The sequence below is a fragment of the Neobacillus mesonae genome, assembly GCF_023715155.1.
Taxonomy (GTDB): Bacteria; Bacillota; Bacilli; order Bacillales; family Cytobacillaceae; genus Neobacillus; species Neobacillus mesonae_A.
In genome coordinates this window covers 1-19,697 of sequence record NZ_JAMBNQ010000030.1, presented here as the reverse complement: position 1 = coordinate 19,697, position 19,697 = coordinate 1, and the positions used below count along the sequence as shown (strand labels likewise).

The 19,697-nt window shown below is 37.9% G+C and carries 15 protein-coding genes; 1 reads left to right on the top strand and 14 read right to left on the bottom strand.

Going from position 1 to position 19,697, the window contains the following annotated elements; all coding sequences use genetic code 11:
• Nucleotides 1-202 precede the first annotated feature (202 nt).
• From M3183_RS27350 to M3183_RS19640, 10 genes are all read right to left on the bottom strand, one after another.
• A complete protein-coding gene (locus M3183_RS27350; protein ID WP_251472342.1) occupies nt 203-1,192 on the bottom strand; it encodes a helix-turn-helix transcriptional regulator in 990 nt (329 codons plus the stop codon).
• Nucleotides 1,185-4,580 carry a UvrD-helicase domain-containing protein gene (locus tag M3183_RS19680; RefSeq protein ID WP_251472340.1) on the bottom strand — a complete coding sequence of 1,132 codons (3,396 nt, stop codon included), beginning with the start codon at nt 4,578-4,580 and terminating at the stop codon, nt 1,185-1,187. Before M3183_RS19680 ends, M3183_RS27350 begins: the two co-directional genes overlap by 8 nt.
• Before the next feature lie 15 nt (nt 4,581-4,595).
• On the bottom strand, nt 4,596-7,475 hold the full coding sequence (locus tag M3183_RS27345) for a PD-(D/E)XK nuclease family protein (RefSeq protein ID WP_251472338.1): 2,880 nt from the start codon (nt 7,473-7,475) through the stop codon (nt 4,596-4,598).
• Between the two features lie 82 nt (nt 7,476-7,557).
• The gene (locus M3183_RS19670; protein ID WP_251472336.1) at nt 7,558-8,814 is read right to left on the bottom strand and encodes an McrC family protein; all 1,257 of its coding nucleotides are present in this window, start codon (nt 8,812-8,814) and stop codon (nt 7,558-7,560) included.
• The gene (locus M3183_RS27175) at nt 8,814-11,072 is read right to left on the bottom strand and encodes an McrB family protein (protein ID WP_285880477.1); all 2,259 of its coding nucleotides are present in this window, start codon (nt 11,070-11,072) and stop codon (nt 8,814-8,816) included. Before M3183_RS27175 ends, M3183_RS19670 begins: the two co-directional genes overlap by 1 nt.
• A 388-nt stretch (nt 11,073-11,460) precedes the next feature.
• Nucleotides 11,461-12,402: a DUF4145 domain-containing protein gene (locus tag M3183_RS19660; RefSeq protein ID WP_251472335.1), complete on the bottom strand. Its 942-nt coding sequence runs from the start codon at nt 12,400-12,402 to the stop codon at nt 11,461-11,463.
• Nucleotides 12,403-12,436: 34 nt separating this feature from the next.
• Nucleotides 12,437-13,162 (bottom strand): sulfite exporter TauE/SafE family protein, encoded by a 726-nt coding sequence (locus tag M3183_RS19655; protein WP_251472334.1) that lies wholly within the window; start codon nt 13,160-13,162, stop codon nt 12,437-12,439.
• A gap of 284 nt (nt 13,163-13,446) precedes the next feature.
• Nucleotides 13,447-13,629 (bottom strand): Fur-regulated basic protein FbpA, encoded by a 183-nt coding sequence (locus M3183_RS19650; protein ID WP_251472333.1) that lies wholly within the window; start codon nt 13,627-13,629, stop codon nt 13,447-13,449.
• A gap of 180 nt (nt 13,630-13,809) precedes the next feature.
• Nucleotides 13,810-14,553, bottom strand: a complete 744-nt coding sequence (locus tag M3183_RS19645; protein WP_251472332.1) for a potassium channel family protein — start codon at nt 14,551-14,553, stop codon at nt 13,810-13,812.
• Nucleotides 14,554-14,667: 114 nt separating this feature from the next.
• On the bottom strand, nt 14,668-15,531 hold the full coding sequence (locus M3183_RS19640) for a fumarylacetoacetate hydrolase family protein (RefSeq protein WP_251472331.1): 864 nt from the start codon (nt 15,529-15,531) through the stop codon (nt 14,668-14,670).
• 261 nt (nt 15,532-15,792) lie between these two features.
• Here M3183_RS19640 and M3183_RS19635 point away from each other — a divergent pair, with 261 nt between their 5' ends.
• On the top strand, nt 15,793-16,257 hold the full coding sequence (locus M3183_RS19635) for a low molecular weight protein-tyrosine-phosphatase (RefSeq protein ID WP_251472330.1): 465 nt from the start codon (nt 15,793-15,795) through the stop codon (nt 16,255-16,257).
• Between the two features lie 40 nt (nt 16,258-16,297).
• Here the strand turns inward: M3183_RS19635 and M3183_RS19630 are convergent, their stop codons facing one another.
• From M3183_RS19630 to purU, 4 genes are all read right to left on the bottom strand, one after another.
• Nucleotides 16,298-16,585 (bottom strand): putative quinol monooxygenase, encoded by a 288-nt coding sequence (locus M3183_RS19630; RefSeq protein ID WP_251472329.1) that lies wholly within the window; start codon nt 16,583-16,585, stop codon nt 16,298-16,300.
• 18 nt (nt 16,586-16,603) lie between these two features.
• Nucleotides 16,604-17,458: an HAD family hydrolase gene (locus tag M3183_RS19625; RefSeq protein ID WP_251472328.1), complete on the bottom strand. Its 855-nt coding sequence runs from the start codon at nt 17,456-17,458 to the stop codon at nt 16,604-16,606.
• 125 nt (nt 17,459-17,583) lie between these two features.
• The gene (locus M3183_RS19620; protein ID WP_251472327.1) at nt 17,584-18,354 is read right to left on the bottom strand and encodes an arylamine N-acetyltransferase family protein; all 771 of its coding nucleotides are present in this window, start codon (nt 18,352-18,354) and stop codon (nt 17,584-17,586) included.
• Between the two features lie 135 nt (nt 18,355-18,489).
• Nucleotides 18,490-19,389 (bottom strand): formyltetrahydrofolate deformylase, encoded by a 900-nt coding sequence (gene purU, locus M3183_RS19615; protein ID WP_251472326.1) that lies wholly within the window; start codon nt 19,387-19,389, stop codon nt 18,490-18,492.
• Nucleotides 19,390-19,697: the final 308 nt, after the last annotated feature.

Genomic DNA, 19,697 nt, shown 5'->3' with positions numbered 1-19,697 from the left:
TGATACTTTTGGTTATTATAATACTATTTTTATGAAATACACATATTGATATGAATAATGCACTAACCTCGAAGCAGCAAGCTGGCAATATTTGGGGAATGTTTGAATTGTATCAGTTCTGTTAATGGACGCTGCATTACTAAATAAATAATGATATCTGTCAATATTCTCATAAAATAAAGTGTACCCAAACAGGCACACCTCAGGAATAAAGCTTATTCATTTTTTCAACTTCTTCCTTCATCTCCTGAACCAATTCTGGAGGTGAAAGAAGCCTGGCGGAGCTGCCCCAGCCGCGGAGCCAATTGTAAAAACCTTCACCAACAATGGCTTTTGTTTTAAGAATAAAGGTATTTTCGTCAACCTTCCGAATATCCGCATCCAGCCCGAATTTATCTATTATAGGATTGATGAGGTATTTGTTTCTGAACTCAATTTCCACCCATACACCTGTACCATGAAACATATGAAAATTAAGATGCAGGTATTCATCAATATTGTACTCTTTGCTTCGATACCGCTTTTCCGTCACTTCTACATCCCGCATTCGATCGATCCGGTAGTTGCTTAAACCATCCTTATTCTCCTTCTGACCAATTAGATAGTAGTATCCTTGGTCCCAAATCAAGGCGTATGGATGATAAACATATTCCTGACCGTTGCGGTTCAACTCAAAAGTCCGATCAATGGTATATCTTCCATATTTAAACGTAATGACCTTTTTTTCCTGAATAGCATGGTGGAGCTTATCAATATATACCTTTGTAAGATGGTAAATATGGTCCATCGATTTATTGTATTTAATCGGACTTGGCAGGGTTTTGGCTAAATTGCTGCTCGTTAATTTTCCAAGCTTATCAATAATATTGTTGGCCTGTGACTCTGTGACAAAACTGGCGGAAAGAATGGCATCCACAAGGATCCTCAGTTCATAAGTTTCAAACAGCCGGGATTGGTGGCTGTATACCATTTTTCCATATTTTTGTTCCTCCTGTATGATTTCAAATCCGCTCTCATTCAAGGAATCAATATAGCGTTTAATTCTTTTTTTATCGATCGCATCATTGGTCGAAAGAGCTGATTGAAGCTTCTCAATTAATTGTGCCACCGAGAATTTGTTAGCTTCATCTGTCTCTTCGAAAAATATCTTTTGCAATGCAAGAATTTTTGTTGTATTTGGTACATCAGCCACTATAGGCAGCCTCCTTTTTTAGTCTGGCCATTTCCTGAATGGTATCTCTTAGATGCTTTTCAAAAGAAGGTTCGTACTCAATCTCATATACACCTTTTCCTTTATCACGCAAAAATACTAAAGACATTTTATCAATTTCAGTCTGATTTTGGTGTTCATAGGCCATTTTGTACAAATATAACTGTGGTCTATAATATTGGATTAACTCTTCCACGTTGTCATGGATTCGGTTCGTTTTAAGGTCCAGCACTTCCAATTTCCCCTTCTTTTGGACCACCTTATCAATTTCACCAAGAATTTGAACCCCATCTAATTCCAAAACAAAGGCCCATTCATTTTCTATTGGCTTTCCAAACTCTTTGTTTTGATAGGATTGAATCAATGGTTTAACATTACTCATATAAAGTTCATGTTCATCTTGTACCATAATGGAAAAAGCTTCCCTGTAAGCATCTTTTTCGCTGTACCCTTTATCAAGAAGTTCACAGATTCGGTGGACTATAGTACCAAGTGTCCGCGGGTCAACCTGATGCATGAGATTTGCTGCCGAATCCTCACTCAATTTATCATCCGTCTTAAATTCCTCCATGAATTCCGTTTCCTCCAGCCAGTCTTCCCCCAGCTTCAATAGATGTTTATTTAGAAATTCATCCGGCTCAGCAATATAGCTCATCACTTCAGAAACAGAAAATGTAACTGGAATGTTTCTTTCCAGTTTTACCTTCGGACCTTCATAAGGCTCCTTAAATTCCTTTACAGCCTTTTGTTCCGGGATACCTTCTTTTATTTCAATCAGTTCCATAAGTTCTGGACTATTTTGCAAGGCATTTTCTAACCAAGTATACCAGGTATTTTTATTTCCCTTATCCTTAGAAGATAAAATTAATAAATCCCGTGCCCGTGTTAATGCCACATAATATAAACGTTTCGATTCTTCAACAGCCTGATCACTAGATTTGGAATGAGCAGACTTAAAATTAGGAGAGCAGACTTTTATTGGATCTCCCAAAGGGTCTGACTCATCATCTGCATTGAAATTGACCGTCAAACCAAGTTCATAGTCATATTGAAACGGTTCTTTTTCTGCCGGAATCCCCTTAGATAAATTCGGAACAAATACAACAGGAAACTCCAAACCTTTTGAACCATGGACGGTCATAATATGAACAAAGTTTCCTCCGGCCAGTTCTACTTCAGCGTCTCCCTCCTTTTTCGAGAGGTCGGCTAAAATCGAGATTTGGTTCAGCATTTCATCCATGGAAACGGCATGTAACGTTGAAATGGTCTCGATTAATTTTTCAACATTCTTGATTTTCATTAGATTGTTCTTTTGGAGCAGCAGCATTTTTTTCAGTCCGCTCTCTTCAAACAACTTCAGCAGCCGTTTACGGTTGGAAGCTGACCAATAAAATGGAACCCATTTCTCGTAAAGCTGGCAAAACGTCTCCAGTTTCTTTTGCAGCACAGGGTTTTTGAGTTTTATAAATTTGTTCCCGTAAATAAAAATGGGAAGGTTCTCCTGTTTCTCTTGTCCATACTGAATCTCCAAAAACTCTTCCATTGTTACTCCGAAAAGCGGTCCTCTTAAAACCGACATCATGTAAAGCGGTTCAAAAGGTTTGTTTAGCCACTGCAGCAGGCTAAGAAAATCGATAACTTCCTGCCGCTCATAAAATCCCAGTCCTCCGTAGACATTATACGGAATATCATAGGCTTGTAAGGACAGCTCTAATGTAGTCAAGTTAGTTCTGGAAGCAATCAGGACCGCCATATCCCGCCATTCTACAGGGCGCCACATCTCTTCATCCTTATCAAAAATTTCTGTTTGCGCCCTTTCCAATTCCGCCATTCTCCGTGCCAGCATCATATATTGATTTTCATCAGCCGAATTTTCCTGTTCCTCGCTTACTTTGATATACTCCACCCTTCGTTTTGCAGCACGCTCCTCGTTTCGAAAGGCAGTCATTGGGGAATAGGCGGTTTTATACAGAAGGTCTGCGGATTCTCCCTCTCTAACACCCATCAGCTCTTCCTGGCCGAACAGAAAATTAATAAACCGAATAATTGAATCACATGTGCGATAGTTCGTATTCATATCAATAAAAGAGCAGCCGCTGTCTACCTTCGCCTGATTCATTAAACCATTAAAAATTTGTACATCTGCACCGCGGAACCGGTAGATGGATTGTTTTCCATCTCCGACAATGAAGCGGTATGCAGGGTTTATTTTTTCAATCATCCGAAGCTGCAGCTGGTTGGTGTCCTGCATTTCATCTACTAAAAAATGTTTGAATTTAGTTGAATAGTATGGTTGAATGGCAGGATTATCTATAAGGGCAATTGCCTGTTGCTGTAAGTCGGAAAAATCAAGCGCTGCCATCTCGCGTTTTCTTTGATTATATTCTTGGTGAAATGAAACTAGCAGCTCTTCAAAATCAAATAAAACCGCCCCTAACAGCTGATATGGAAGATATACTCGTACATCCAGCCACGTTCCCAGCAAAGTATATAAGCTGGGGTTTTGAGCCATTAGCGTTTTTGGCACCTTGTTACTAACTGACTCCCATTTGATTTTCAGACCATTTAGCAATTCTTCTCCATGCAGTCCTTTTTCAAATAATTCCCTTGGACCGTAAAATAGCGGCTGGTTTGCTGGTGACAACTTCGGATTGTCAGATTCAGATTGGAAAAATCGGTAAAAATCTTGTTCAAATGCTTGTAAATGAGATTCTGCTTCATTCCGCCAGATTTCTGCCATTGCTTCCACATTTAAGGTATCTTTTAATAAACCTCCCATTTCATATTCCCTAATCTTTCCATAAACTAAATAAAGACAGTCTTTAAGTGACCATTTGTTAATGGACTTTAATAATGCCTGCCATCTATTGTCCTGTTCAGCTTGTTTGATTAAATCTGTAAATATTTCCGACTTCAGGAATGAGCTTTGAATGTTATCCAGCACCACATTATGTGGGAACAAATCTGCCTCAAGGGAATTCTCCTGAATAATCCTCTGACAAAAACTATGGAAAGTTGAAATAACGGCTGTTTCCATGCCTTCAATCTGCTTTTTCCAGAAGGTTTCCGCCTCCATTGAATTTGGATATTCCGCCTTCGCATTTTTGAGCTTCCCCAGCAGGCTTTTTCGAATCCGGCTTCTCATTTCCAATGCCGCATCTTCTGTAAAGGTGAGGGTGACAATTTCATTTGTTTCGGCTCCCATTTGGGTATTTTCCGTATATCCCAGTAAGCTTTGCAGCTTAAGTTCACATAAATGAACATAGCGTTCTGTTAATACCCTTGTTTTTCCAGAACCGGCTCCTGCTGAAACTACGATTAACGGTTCATCCCCGAAAATGGCCTTTGATTGCTCTTGATTATAATTCATTTTCTTCACCTCTCCTTATGAATCCTGCTGTTCCTTTGTTACCCGGCAGACTGACTTGAATTGGCAATACGTACAGGAGCTTTTAGAAAATGGCCGGACTGAAAAATCTGTGTAGGTTCCATACCACAGTTTTTCGATTAATTCAGGAATTTTGTAATCCTCTTTAAGTGAATGACTGTCAAGCGGGGTGATATTGGCCTTGGCCCTTTTGTTTGGTGCGAATCTTAATTTCTGCTCTTCATCCCTCCAAACCGTATTTCTCTTTCTTTGATTTGGTTCTTTAATAGAAATATAGCCGCCGCCAACAGCCTCTCCAATTGGAATCCGATGATGCTGGTATTTCCCCTCTTTAAACTCATGTTCAAGAGCAATCATGTATAAAGGAATCTGCATCACCAAGCCGCAAGGAACTTCCGTCTTAAAATCCAGGCCTTTATTGCTCGACTTATAGTCATAAATCACGAAGCCATTTTCATCAATATCAATACGATCGATTGTTCCTGTAAGGGTAAGAAGTTCATGATTTTCTAGTTCAAAAGTTAGCTCAACAGGTTCTTCCAGCCGGAAAATACTCATATCTGCAAGCTCTTCATTGTGCCAAAAACACATTTTTTCAGCGGCCAGCCATCTTCTCAGCTTTTTCCACCATTCCGCTTTTTCCAGGTCAAGTGTGTATTTCGGAATCTCCAAATGGTTTCGTTCAATTGTTTCCCATTCTGTTTCAAAAATTTCCCTTAGTTTCTTTTCTTCCATACCTTGAAAAAATGAATGTAACTGGCTAAAAGGTACCCCTATTGCTTCCTTATAAAATGTTTCAATAATCCTATGCAGCATATTACCCGTTTCAATTGGGTCAATCCTAGTCTGTTTTTCCAGCGGCTCTTTCACTTTCAGCCATTTTTCCATAGCAAATTTAAACGAACAGGCAGCATAACTTTCGAGCTTTGTAATGCTTGTCCGGTTTGACGCAAGCTTATCAGCCCATTTTTTAGGTATCATTTCTTTACCTGATTGTAAATGGTCTAAGTTTTTCTGATATTTTTCTAAAAGCGGCGCTGCCTTTGTTACCTGTCTTCCTATTCCCGAATGGAAGGCGAGTTTTTCCTCATACTCATCTTTTGTCAGGAACGTATCGTCCGTAAATCTGGAAATAGTGGAATAGGTGGTGATTTGATCCGTTAACTCCATTAAATATTTGGAAGGTAATAATGGCTGATTTGGATTCATTCCCTTTACATACGAAAAAGATAGATTTTCGGCAATTTCGTTTAGTTGTGCAAATAACGCGTCATCTTTTTTTCGATAATAGGCTTCAGTTGGGAATGGGAATGGACTTAAGATATGATCCAGATACCTTTCCTGGAAATACCCCTTTAAACTCGTTTGCTTCGGAAACTCTCCTTCATTAAGACCGAGAACAAATAAATGCTTTCCTTTAAACAATGAAACATCCTGGAATGAATATAGTGTGATGCCATCTGTGGGAGCCCTGTCAATATAGAGTTCTACTTCTTCCAATCTATTTAGCAGGAGATTTCTAAATGTCTCCAATCGAATCGGCATTTCAACCGAATACTTTGCCTCAATCGCGGTCGATAGAAACTGCTTTACCTGCTGGCACGCCCTCCATTCAAGTGCAGCCTCCGAAAATCCTGCCATTCTAGCTTTAATTAGCTTTTTCCATATTGCAGGAAGCTGTAATTCTTCTAAAAAATGAAGCAGGTACTTTTGATAGTCCAATGTGGCTGCTTCTTCTGGTAATCCCGCTTGAAACTGCCCAATCTGTTGTAAAATGGAGGCAATCTCCTCTTGTTCCCATTCCCCGGATTGAATAAACAATTGTTTTATTTCATTGAATTCATTTGGGAAGAGGAAATAGAGTTTGGCAACCGTATCGATGAAGGGAAGCAAGTCCCATTTTGTTTGAATTTCTGGCTTATCCAACAACAGCTGTAAGAATGGCATGAAGGACGTTTCAGCTAGCGGCTTTTTCTTAGAACGTTTAATCGGCACTTGAATTTTTTCGCTGATTCGTTCCAGTTCTGGTAAATAGGCTCGTTCATTTGTCAGCACTATTCCAAACTGGCGATATTCTTCCTCTCCCTTTAGTTGAGCAATTGATTCAAGCACCCCGTAAATTTCCTCTTCCATTGTAGTTGCGCCAGCAACAGTAGTAGTTTGGCAAACTTGCACAAGCTGTGGTATTGAATCCTCTCGTACTTTCAATCCCAGTCTTTTAAGTACAGCAGCTGTTTCCCGGATTATTGGCATATCCAGTGCCGGCAAATAAATGGTACAAGGTACGGATGCTCTGATTAAATATTCAATAAACTGATATTGTATTGGTCCAAATTCCATGTATCCGTCTATCACTACATGACTAAGCGGAAAGGAATCTCCTTTTAAACCTGCTGCTGCAGCCATCTGAATCCGGTTTTCGGAATCAAATAGACGCTTTTTGTCTCGGTACTCATTTTCGTATTGGTAAAATACTTCTTTGAGCTCTGCCAATTGTTCAGGGGTTTCTTCCACTGTTAGCCCTAACTGCTTTAACTGCCCATAGCTTTCAGCAAAGGCTTCAGCTTTTAGCAAGTATTCCTTTTCCGATTTATTTTTCACTTGTTTTTTAAGGATTTCATAAAAAATATGCATCCGATTTTCTTTTGAAATCCGGACAAATTCAACTCCAGCTGATTTTAAAAGAGATTCAGCCAGATCATCAAACGTTTTATATTGGATTCCCGGCTTCAATTGCCGCGCTGTGAGAAGCCATTTTCCTTTGGAAGGAAGTATATAGTAAATTGGTTTCTGTTCCTCGGATTGCCGGATGAACCATTCATTCAGGCGGTGTTTGGAAGCTGTATCCTGAAAGTTAGAAAAAATAACTTCTCCCACTGCGATCACTCCTTATTTTCTATGTACTATTATATACAAAAAGGTGTACTAAAAATAGTACACCCCCTGATTAAAATCTAAGTCATCCCGTTTCATCCAGATCTGAGAGTATTTTTTTCAAATCATCCACTGTGTGCTGAGCGCTATCTAATCGAATGGTTTGCACCTCAATATGTTTCACAGGTGTGGACTCTGGCACTCTCCATTTTGGAAGTAGTCCTTCATCCTTAATCCTTGGATAAAGAATGATACACCGCTCTGCTGTTTTATAAGAAGTAATGTAGGCATACATTTGATAAATATCACCTTGCTGTGAATGGTAGAGTATGTTTTTCCATTTTGTATCAAGGATGATGATAGGTTCAGGCTCTTCCCCGGACAGACGTGAAATCACAAAATCCGGTTTTAATTGAATCGTTTTTCTGCCTGTGTTGGCATCAATTAAAAGTTTTCTGCCCCGATGCTGCAAGTCCAGTTGATAATCTGACGGCGGGAGAACCCTTTTTAGGCATTCCCCGACATATCCTTCATATAAGTCATTTATTTTAAATAAAAATGTAAAGGCGATTTGGCCGCTTGCCCCTGTTCCCATGGATGTAGAGTGAATAATAGCAAGAGCGAGCTGCAGGACAGCTTCATAGTGCTGGTTTTGACGATTAATCTGAATAGTATCCATTGTAGCAGGATTTACATAAACATCGTCCACTTCATCAAACATTTCAAAAATCATGAGAGTCTGCGTTTTTAACGCAGACTGCTGAACATAAGGATAGATGATTTTCAAAGCAGCCTTTAAAACCTGGTTAAACAGGACATTCGGAGATAACTCATCATATTCACAAAAGGCATTTACCGAAACAAAAGCGTTTTTACGGATATGCGGAGAGATTAACAGCCGCCCCTTTAAATGATTCATATTTTCAGACTTTGTCGTATATCCGCGATATAGTCCCCGTTTGACCGCCTTGAAGAGCTCGGTAATATAAAGTCGTGCTAGAATATGGGCCAAATCAACCTTCTCAAACTGACTGATTGTCTGGTCATTCAGCTGAACCGGGAGCTGTTTCGTTAAACTCAGCATATTTAATAAGGCACGCCTGTTTAGAGCGGTGTCGGTCTGATGCAGGTCCAGCTTTGGAAGAATCTCAATCCGAACCGTTTTTAGCTGGATTACGCCTGTTAAATTAATAAACCTAAGCCGCTTGTTCCCGTACTCTACTACATTTTCATTTTGGTATTTTTGTTCAAAAAATTGAGTCAGGTGCTCCCATTCCATTTTTGTCAGATGTTCTTCCAAATAAAGCCAATCATAGGCCTCACGTATCGTTATGGATTTCATTACTCATAAATCCCTTTAATATCTTCTACCGTAATATTGGCTTTCACATGATATCTTGGCGGAAGATCCAGCGGTGTATACCCTGAAGCCCGTTTAAACAAGGCAGAGACATCAGCCTGCTCCTGGTAAATGATAAAGGAGTCTTGTTCACTTTTGCCTATCCCTCCAAGCACCAGACCAATTTTTTCCCAGTCATCATAAAAATACTCTTTCAACAAAGGAATAATTTTGTTCTGCATCGTTGAAATCAACTGCTCCACGGTTTCAACATGAATGAAATAAGCATGGCCAATCATATGGTCCCGGCTGTACAACACTTCGATCCGTTGATTAATACGGTGCAACAATGTTGGCAGATCAATATCATCAATCGATGACAAAAGAGAAGGCTGCGGCATGATTTCTTCAAATTCAAACCGGCGCCGTAAAGCTGTATCTAATAAAGCAATCGAACGATCGGCCGTATTCATGGTAGCAATGATATAAAGGTTTGGCGGCAGGACAAAGGTATCACCCGAATAAGGTAATTTGACTATTGTTTCATTTTCAGTTGTGAGCCGTTTGTCTTCCTCCAATAAAGTAATCAGTTCCCCAAACACCTTTGATATATTAGCGCGGTTTATTTCATCAATAATCATGACATAGCGGTCTGCCCTATCAAAATGGAATTCTTGGTTCTGTTCAAGAGCCTCTAATACTTTGCTCTTACGTTCTTCATAATTGAGTGTGTAGGAAGATTGGGTCAGGCCGGCAAAAAGTGCATCGATGACAATTTGTTTGAAAATTCCGTCTTTTGGTACAAAGGATGCCTTCCCGTCAGAACGCAGCCCTTCAATAAAATCTTCATAGGCATAGGATTGGTGGAAGGTGACGAAACGAATTTGTCCCTGTTGCTGCAGCTTTTTATAATAATTCTTTATATCTATTTTTTCCGTTAAATCATCTTGAGCCATTTGATAGATAATTTCCAGGGCTTTAGATGCCACTTGATAAGTTTTCCCTGTACCAGGTGGTCCGTACAAAATTAAATTTGGTGCAAATAGCAGTTCATCATTCTCATGGTTTGGCACTAGTTCTACTTCCAATGTCTCGTTCCTCACAATCTTTGTTTTTCCAGTTTCCTTGTCGTTTGTAAAAACTAAATGAATATCCTGCTGCGGCATTTTCGCCGTTGATCCATGAACCGGTGCGAATTGATCAAGCATTATTCGTGGTGATAATTTAGTCAGACTTGAAATCTTTAACCAAATCTTTTTCCCTTTCGACGAGACGTTTTGAAGATTTAGAACTTCCATGTGTGAAGGAATTTCTTCTTCATTCAAGATGATTTCATCAATCGCAGCAGCCCATTCAATTTCTTTAGTAGAACGGTCGCAGATATATAATGTTGCTTGGTGTATGTATGGAAGAGTCTTCCTGTTTATATCCTCTGTTTCAATGGCTCCAATGATAAAAGTATTATGTATTAATTTTTCCTCCATTTCAGCTATAGAAGCCGCAGATTGGAAAGATAATAGAGAACAATCTAATTTTAAAGAATCACTTCGATCTGAGAATTGAAAAATCAGCTTGCTTAACTTCTTAAACTCATTTTGTTTAAGCGGCGGATTGAGCTCATTTATGTCGTTAGTAATTAAATTTAATATAACTGCTGTATAGACATAGAAGGTCAAATCCTTTTTGCCATTGATCTCAGGGAATTTCTGATATGTATCTAGCAAATCGATATAATCATCATCCGATCTTTTTCCAAAAATGAGGCGGTTAATGCTTCGTTCAAATTTATAGGCCACAATGAATTGATTAGGCAATTGCATGTTTTTGACAATTGAGTAAAGATGGACAAAATGTCCTTTCAGTTTACTCGGCATTTCGAAGTTGTCCCGGATGATCCGGTAGTCTTCATTCTGGGTTTTGATTTCATTAAATAATGCAACAATATCGAGTTTACTCGACTTAAAGTTGTTGATCATGTTATTTGTTTTTACAATCATATCCACTACGCCTGTAAACAGATCCAAATCCGTCATGTCGTCTTCTGTAAAAACAGCATCCGGTGTGCGGATGATATCCATTATTCTTCGGAACGCCGCTTTTTTATTGGCATCCCAATTCATCCCCTCCACCCTCTGGTCATACTCGATATGCCAGCTGGCCGTTCTTTCAAATTGCTGATCAAACATATCCTTATGCTGGGTTAGAATTTGGTCTAATGGTATCATTTTGTATTTGTCAATAATGTTATGGATTCTTTCCAATTATGTTTTCCTCCCTTTCCTTTGGTGCTCATGTACATTATAAACGATTAATTTTTTTATGGTGTACCAAAAATGGGTAAGGCTGGTTTGGGTGGCGGATATTTGGTTTTTTTAAATAGGAGAACTCTCATGCTGCCGCCTAGGTATCCATGCTGATCACCTATTTATCAAATTTCCGAAAAACCAAGGATCATTTTTACCATAAAATGCATTGTGTTCTTTAAACGGGAAGAATCACTGCTTTATATTTACCTTTACCCGTTTTTTCCGCTTTCGCTGGTAAAATCAACGCTTTATTCTATCCTCTATGAGGACGGAAAGCTTTTGATTTTTCCAATCTTTCCCCGTAAAAATAATGGCACCGCCCCATTTCGAGCAGTGCCTGATTCTAATTACTCTGAAAGATGTTTATGCTTTTTAAAAACAAATCGAATTCCGCTTCACTATTGAAAGTATACATATAACCAAAATTGATAGGCGTTTTTCCCTTGTTTAAGTCCTTTGGAAATTTCCTATAAGCAGTACTGCTTCGGCGCACCCCGTTGCTTTTTAATGTTTCATGCTTATTCACAAAATTTGGATCTAATACGATGCTGGTTTCTTTTTTATTAGGTGCCATGTAAATTATTTGTTTGCTAATTGTATGTTCAAATTCCACCGCTTTTGGCGTTTCATTGGTGATGATATAATCATTTTTTTCTAAAATATCACAGAAGCTCTTTTTGCTTTCTGATATTTTGACCATTTTTTCCGGGGCTTTTTCCAGAACTGCTGAATTTTGTACTGCTTTTGCTTCAAGCCGCTGATGAACCTTCATGGATTCTTCCCGAATTACTTCAATTTGCCGTTTCACTTCTTCCCTAATCCGTTCATCCAAGTCTTCTAATGCAATGAGTGTGCCTTCCTGGCTTGTTTTTACTGGCAGCTGATATTCCGGAACTTCAAAATCGAAGTTTACGTACACCTGCATATACCAAACACTGATTTCAAATAACAGTTTATGAGCTTCAAGAACATCCTTTATCTCCGCTTTTTTCACATCATGGACTGCTTTATTCCCCGTTCTTCTAATCCACTCCAGTTTGGTATAAATTTCTTCCTCAATAAGATCCTGCCGATATAATTTATGTATTCGCTCTGCCGGTTTTAATGGATAGATTTTCTCCAATCCCTCTTTTTGGCTGATGATTTTAACCAGCTCTTCCGCATACAATCGAGTTTGCATTAATGTACCATGAGGATTCTCAAACAATTGATCCTCTATACTCTGTGCTAAATCTGCGAGCTCATTTGAAAATTGTCTAACGAAATCGAATAAACGGTTGCTCATGTCTTCCTCCAAAATAAAATCCATTGTTAATGGTTTATAACAAGTTACAGCTTTCCAATAGTAAATAAAAGCCGGTACAGCTTAAGAGAATATATGTAAAAATCTTGAAAATCCGCTGATTAATCCATTTAAAGATGATTTGACCAGCAAACAACCCAAGGAGAACCAGTGGCAGTGCATGAAGGGATGATTTCCAAATAACTAGGTCGGTCCCGGTAAAAATAATTTGGGTGAATAAACTAATAAAATAGATAAACAGATAAAAGGCTAAAGTGGTCGCCCGCAATTTCCCTTTTTCAGTATCCGTTCCCGTCAAGTAAAGCAGGATCGGCGGTCCCGGCATGCCAATACTTGTCGTGAAAAGTCCTGAAAAACCTCCAACAATTAAATCTCTTCCATTTGTTGATCGAACCTTAAAATTAAATATGAGTAACATCGTTAAAACTAAGAGAAGAATGCTGACGATTAATTTAAAAGCATTCAAATTTATTGACATAAAGATTAAAATTCCAAAAGGTACGCCAACAATGCTTCCCATAATAAATCTCTTTAGCAGCTTAACATTTACATCTGATTTTATTTTCCAAATAAGGGATATAGAGATTACTAAAGACAAAATAAGGTTTATTTGAACCGCTTCTTTTGGTTGGAATATCAATAAAAGAAAAGGGGTTGCCATTATAGAAAAACCAAATCCTGTACTCGTTTGCAAGATAGATGCTGTCAAAATAATACTAAAAAAGATTATATCGTTCCCCAAAATAAACCTCCATATAGTCTATTTTTATATTAGTTTATCATGAAAACATCTATTTTAGGCTTTTATGGAAGAAAAAGGCGCAGATAAATCGAAGAGTTTATTGCGGTGATTTTAAAATTGCAGATACATTTGAAAAATTGCAAATATCTTCTTAAAAACTGCAGATAAATCTCAAAAATAGCAGATTTCTTTACCAAACCTGCAGATAAATTTTCCCAAAACAAATGTCAGGCACCTCTCCCCCGTTTGGAAGGTGCCTGACATAAGGAAATTTGCATCTCTTTTTACACCCACTTAATAGAGCCAAATTCGCCGTGTGGATGGTTTTGTAATTTAAACTTTTTATATTCCCGTTCTAATTTAAGCAGCGGCATTTCGTAAAGCTTTTTATCTTCTTTAGTATATACGTTAAAGAATAGTAATTTATTGATTAATTTTTGTCTTCTCTTTTCATCATTTTTTCGCATCAGAAACACTCCTTCGGTATTTTATGTTTCTTTTTCAACTATTTTAAAGGCTTGCCTTATTAAACATCCATTCAGATTTTTTTGTTACCCTTATTATAATTCTATAATTCCTATCTGTAAAGTATGAATTCAAATAAATGAAAAATGCCAAACACCATTTTTAGGTGTCTGGCACTTTTTTTACTCTGATTTATTTTGTTCCTTTTGATACTCTTTCAATTGTTCAATCATGACACGGAGCTCAGGTTCTGTAATGGATGGATAGTTATCAATCTTATCTCTTACATATTTTAACTGCTCGGGAAGATCACTAGTTTTATGAGAGAAAAAAGATGCCACTGTTCCGGTTACAACCCCAATTAAACCAATCCCGACAAACATCAGCACACTCGCTATAATTCTCCCGGCATCTGTTTCGGGATATAAATCTCCATAGCCGACAGTTGTCGTTGTTACGACGGTCCACCATAAAGCATCACCATAGCTGTCGAATCCCGGTTCAATCCAAGTCATGGGGATTGCTGATAAAAATAAGAGGGCAATAACGGTGACAAATATTTTATCCAATCGATATTTTTCAAATAGGAGATCTAAAATAGAATTATTTCTTTTTAGGACGAGGATTAATCTAATTAAACGAATTAAACGTACTAAACGGAGCGTTCTAAATAGCTGATCTACAGGAATCAGTGCCAGCAATTCAACAGGATGATTTTTAACAAATTCCCATTTATTCTTGCTTAAGAAAAAGCGGATCAAGTAATCGAACACAAACAGCCCCCATACAAACCAGCCTAACACTGCGTCCTCCCGTGCAGGCAAATCAACACTCAAAGAAAAAATAATCAGTCCAGCTAAAATACATTCATAAATAAAACCAATCTTTTGTTTCTCCAAAACGACACCTTCTAATGCTAAATTCACTATTGTCTACTCTAGTTATCTATTTTAAGTGAAGAATATGGAAAAAAACAAGAAATGAAAAAGACCGCTGGTAATGAACACAAACGGTCTAAGAACGAACACAATTTCTTCATTTTAATCCAGCACATTTACCAAAGTGCCTATATTTTCAATCGAGATTTCCACTTCATCATTTGATTTCAACCAAACTTGTTGATCTTCCGGATATCCTAAAATCACCCCATCCGGAGTTCCAGAAAAAATAATATCTCCCGGCATTAATGTCATATGCTGGGATAAATAGCTGATAATGGTTGCACAATCAAATATCATATCTTTCGTATTAGCTGATTGGCGAAGTGACCCATTCACTTTACAGGTAACCTCCAAAGAGTTTGGATCAATTTCATCCGCTGTTACCAAATATGGCCCAATTGGTGCGAAAGAATCACAGCTTTTTCCTAGCAGCCATTGGCTTGAGCGGAATTGTAAATCCCTTGCCGATAAATCATTTCCAACCGTATAGCCAAACACATGCGATAAGGCATCTTCTGTTGATACATTTACCGCCTCTTTCCCGATGACAATTACAAGTTCTGCTTCATAATCAACTTTCTCCGAACTTTTTGGAAGCGGAATCTTTTGATTGTGTGCTGCCAATGCATTGTTAAATTTACTAAAAATGATAGGAGAAGTTGGAATATCCATTTTGGACTCTTCTGCATGATTCACATAATTGAGACCGACACATAAAATTTTTTCAGGCTGTGTTACACAGGGTGCATAAACAATTTCCTCTTCTAGAATCGTTTGAATATCCTTATTTGTTAATTCTGCTAATTGCGAAAGTCCCTTTTCTCCGCTGGCGATCACCTGCTCGATCGTTAATGGTGCATCCAAATGATAGGCCTTTGCAGCTTGTTCAACATCAACGATACCTTTGTCCGTTTTAATTCCTAAACGAATTTGGCCATCTGCCTTAAAATTCACGAATTTCATGTTTTATCTCCTCTCACAAATAATCAATCATCACTATGTATTTTATCTCTCTGTCTCATCATACTGATTGCTTCACTATTCTGTTGTTCTCCTCCATCATCTTTATACCGCCTTCATTTTAACATATTTAATTGAAAATTAATAAAGTTTTTGATTTTCGAAAGGAACAAATTTCTTTCATTTTCCTTTACTATTCTTCATTTTTTTACTATCATATTTGGAATGAATATTATTTCACATACATAAAAAGGGGTTTCTCAAATGATTAATGTTTTATTTGTCTGCCTAGGAAACATCTGCCGATCTCCAATGGCTGAGGCTTTTTTTCGGAATTTACTGGAAAAGGAAAATTTATCGGATAAAATTTCTGTTGACTCTGCAGCAACCAGCTCTTGGGAGATTGGTTCGCCTCCCCACAAAGGAACGATTACTATTTTGAAAAAATACAATATTTCCTCTGAGGGTCTTATCGGCCGCCAAATAACAAAAGATGACTTTGAAAAATTCGAGTATATTATTGGCATGGATGATAGTAATATGAAAAACCTTTCCGAGATTGCCGGTAATCCAAGCCATCCAAAGCTAATCCGTCTCCTTGATTTAACCAACCATCCAAAAGATGTGCCGGATCCCTATTACACTGGAGATTTCCAGGAAACTTATGACCTTGTTTCCGAAGGGTGTATGGCATTGCTGGAAAAAATACGCAAGGAACATGACCTATAAGAAAAAATGCTGAAGCTTTTGACTTCAGCATTTTTTCCATTTATTCCACTTCTCGATAAATATTAACTTCCATACTCTCCCGTAATTTCGAAAGTTCTGGAATAATTCTTTTCATATGTTCAGTTTGATTATGTTTCTCTAATGCCTCTTCATTCTCCCATTCTTCAAGCATTGTAAAGATAGAAGGATCATTTAATTCTTCAAATAGAGCATATGAGATACAACCTTCTTCTTTTCGGGTTTCAGCCACAAGTTCTCTTGATATCCTGATATATTCTTCTGCTTTAACATCAGGTTTTAATTTCCCTTTTGCCACTACTTTAATCATTTCGGTTTACTCCCCCATTTAAAGATCAAATTTTGACTTCAAATAATAGTATACACCATCTTCATCACAGGTAAATTCTGTTACATCATCAGCAGCTGTTTTTATGAAATCGGGTGCATTTTTCATGGCAACGGCAAAATGTGCTAGTTTTAGCATCGGCAAATCATTGTCACTATCTCCTATTGCCATCATTTCATTTTCTGATAAATGAAAATACTGGAGCATATGTTGAATACCAGTAGCTTTCGTTACATTTGGCGCCATAACCTCAACATTGTACTCAGAGGAGACAGACATCGTAAAATCTATGTCGTTTTGAATTCGCTCCAATTCTTGTTTCCAGCTGTTAATATGTTCTTTTGTTCTGGCAAAGAAGTAAAATTTGGAAAACTCTTTTCCATCTATTTGATCTTTCCATTCAATTAATTCTGGAACAGCCTCCTTGCGTGAAAGCCATTCATTGATTCCAACACCTTCCGGCTTGGGGTCCCTGATCTCATTCTCCATATATGTTTGATCCTGTTTTAAAGTAAAACGGGGGCTTCCATAGGGAAAAACTTCATAGTATAATTGATATTCTCTTGCTTTTTTAATGAGAAGGTCAACCAGCTCAAGCGGGAGTAATTCCTTAAACACCACTTCATCCCCGACATTTCCCAACATGCCGTTTGAAGAAACGACCCCATCTACTTGAAATCCAGCTGGTACGACTGCTTCGATTTCATCATATGACCTTCCTGTCGCAATAAAAACGAAAATTCCTTGCTTTCTTAATTCGTCAATGACTTCTTTCGTACGGATACTGACCTTATTTTGATGGTTCAAAATGGTCCCATCCATATCTAAAAATATCGCTTTCGGTTTAAATTCCAATGATGTTTCCTCCAACTTTTCTAAAAGATTACACATGTTTTAGTGTAACCACAACATTTTTAAAACTAACGAAATGATAAATCAGCCAATTCAATAATTACAGCGTTTCTTTCACTATTTTACCATCAAAAAAATAGTTTAATGAGCTCATCGAATTTTGCTTTATTAACATTCTCCTTCGAAACATTCCCATCCACCCATTGTGTAAAATGTGAATCTGTTAAAGTAATATTTCCGGTTTCCGTCAGCCGGGTCAATAATGGGTGTTTATTAAAAGAGGATTCTGGATGCTTTGCAATAATGGTTTGGATTTCATTCAATTGATTTAAATTCGTAATCAGATTTTGGGAATCAAAAGCATAACCGATTCTCCAATCAGCATCTTTATGCTTTAATTTCATTTCTAGAGCAAAGTCTCCCTGTTCAATCTTAACCTTTTTAATTCTAAAATCACCATTTTTAGTTGATACGGTTTCCCCAGTAAAAGGAACGGGTATTAATGGCAAATTCCCGCCAAAACCAGTATCAATTAAATAGGATTGATCCTTATGATTTAAAAGAATTGTCACATGGGTTCTTCCTAATGCGGCATATTGACCTGCTGCTTGATTGAACACAACCCCTGTTGCTAACTTTGCATTAAACCCGTTTTCTAGTAGATAAAAATAGAATAGCGGATTTAATTCATAACAAAGTCCGCCTTCCTTTTTCTCTAAAATTTTATGAGCTAAGTTTTCCTTAGTGATCTCACGCAGATTATTTTCCATTATTGACCTATTTTCAAATGGGATTGTTTCAGCTGTTTTTTCAAGAATTGAAGCCAAACTTTCAAAAGCTGCTGCTTCATTTTCCGGAACACCTATTCTTTGATGAAACAATGTCGTCAGCTTATTCATTACGTCTCCTCCCATATTCTAAAGTCCCCGTCTATTATATACCTCCTCTCAACCTGCTGCCATAAAAATGACAAAAGGGTCAGTTTCCCGAAAATTGTTCATCTTCCGAGAATCTGACCCACATACTTTTTTTCATTAAAAAACAATCGTTTTATTCTGATGTACAATGATTCTGTCTTCAAGATGCCATTTTACAGCCCGCGCCAATACGCTTCGTTCAATCGCACGTCCTTTTTTCTTAAGGGCTTCCACATTGGAACGGTGATCAACTCGTGCAATATCCTGTTCGATAATCGGACCCTCATCCAAATCATCTGTTACAAAATGGGCTGTAGCTCCGATTAATTTTACCCCGCGGTCATATGCACGTTCATATGGCCTTGCCCCGATAAAGGCTGGGAGAAAGGAATGGTGGATATTGATAATTTTCTTTGAGTTCGCTGAGACGAATTTAGACGTCAGTATTTGCATATAACGGGCTAAAACAATGACGTCGATGTCATATTCTTTCAACAGCTCCAACTGCTGTTCTTCCACTTGCTCTCGAATATCCTTATTAGCTGGAATATAATAGAAAGGAATATCTAAACCTTCTACCACCTCTCTGGCTGCTTCATGATTACTTATAACTAAAGCAATATCTGTCATTAAATCTCCGCTTTGCCACTCCCATAAAAGCTCCTGCAGACAGTGAAGTTCTTTCGAAACAAAAATAGCTGTTTTTTTAACCTTATAAACAGGGGTTAAATGCCAATCCATCGAAAACTTTTCTGCAATTCCCGAAAATTTTTCCGCCATTTGTCCTTCTTTTTCTTTCAATGACGGGCACTCAAACTCAATCCGAATGAAAAAGACCCCGTCTTCAGGATTGGTTGAATACTGACTAGACTCTATGATATTGGCATTATATGAAAATAAAAACTGAGAAATGGCAGAAACAATTCCTGGCTGGTCTGGGCAGCTCACCAATAAACGTCCACGATGTTGATTTTGCATTTTAAATTGTTCGATTTGTTTTTTTACAAAAGAATTCATATGCTCTAAAATCCTTTCCTTTCATAATGAAAAATTATACATTAGTCAAAGTGAGTTTGCTAAGAATTTTCGAAAAAAATTAAAAAAGCCATCAAAATGGATGGCTTCAGATTGTCAACAAAAGACATCGAGAGGACTCCCTCTCGATGTCTTTGTCATTTTGGGATTATATTTTTGTTAAAATACGTTGATTTCCGTTCCAGGTGTTTGCTTTCCGGGGGGCGTTCGCCGAGCCTCCTCGTCGCTGACACTCCTGCGGGGTCTCGCCTGTAACGCTAATCCCCCAGGAGTCAAACACCATCCACTCC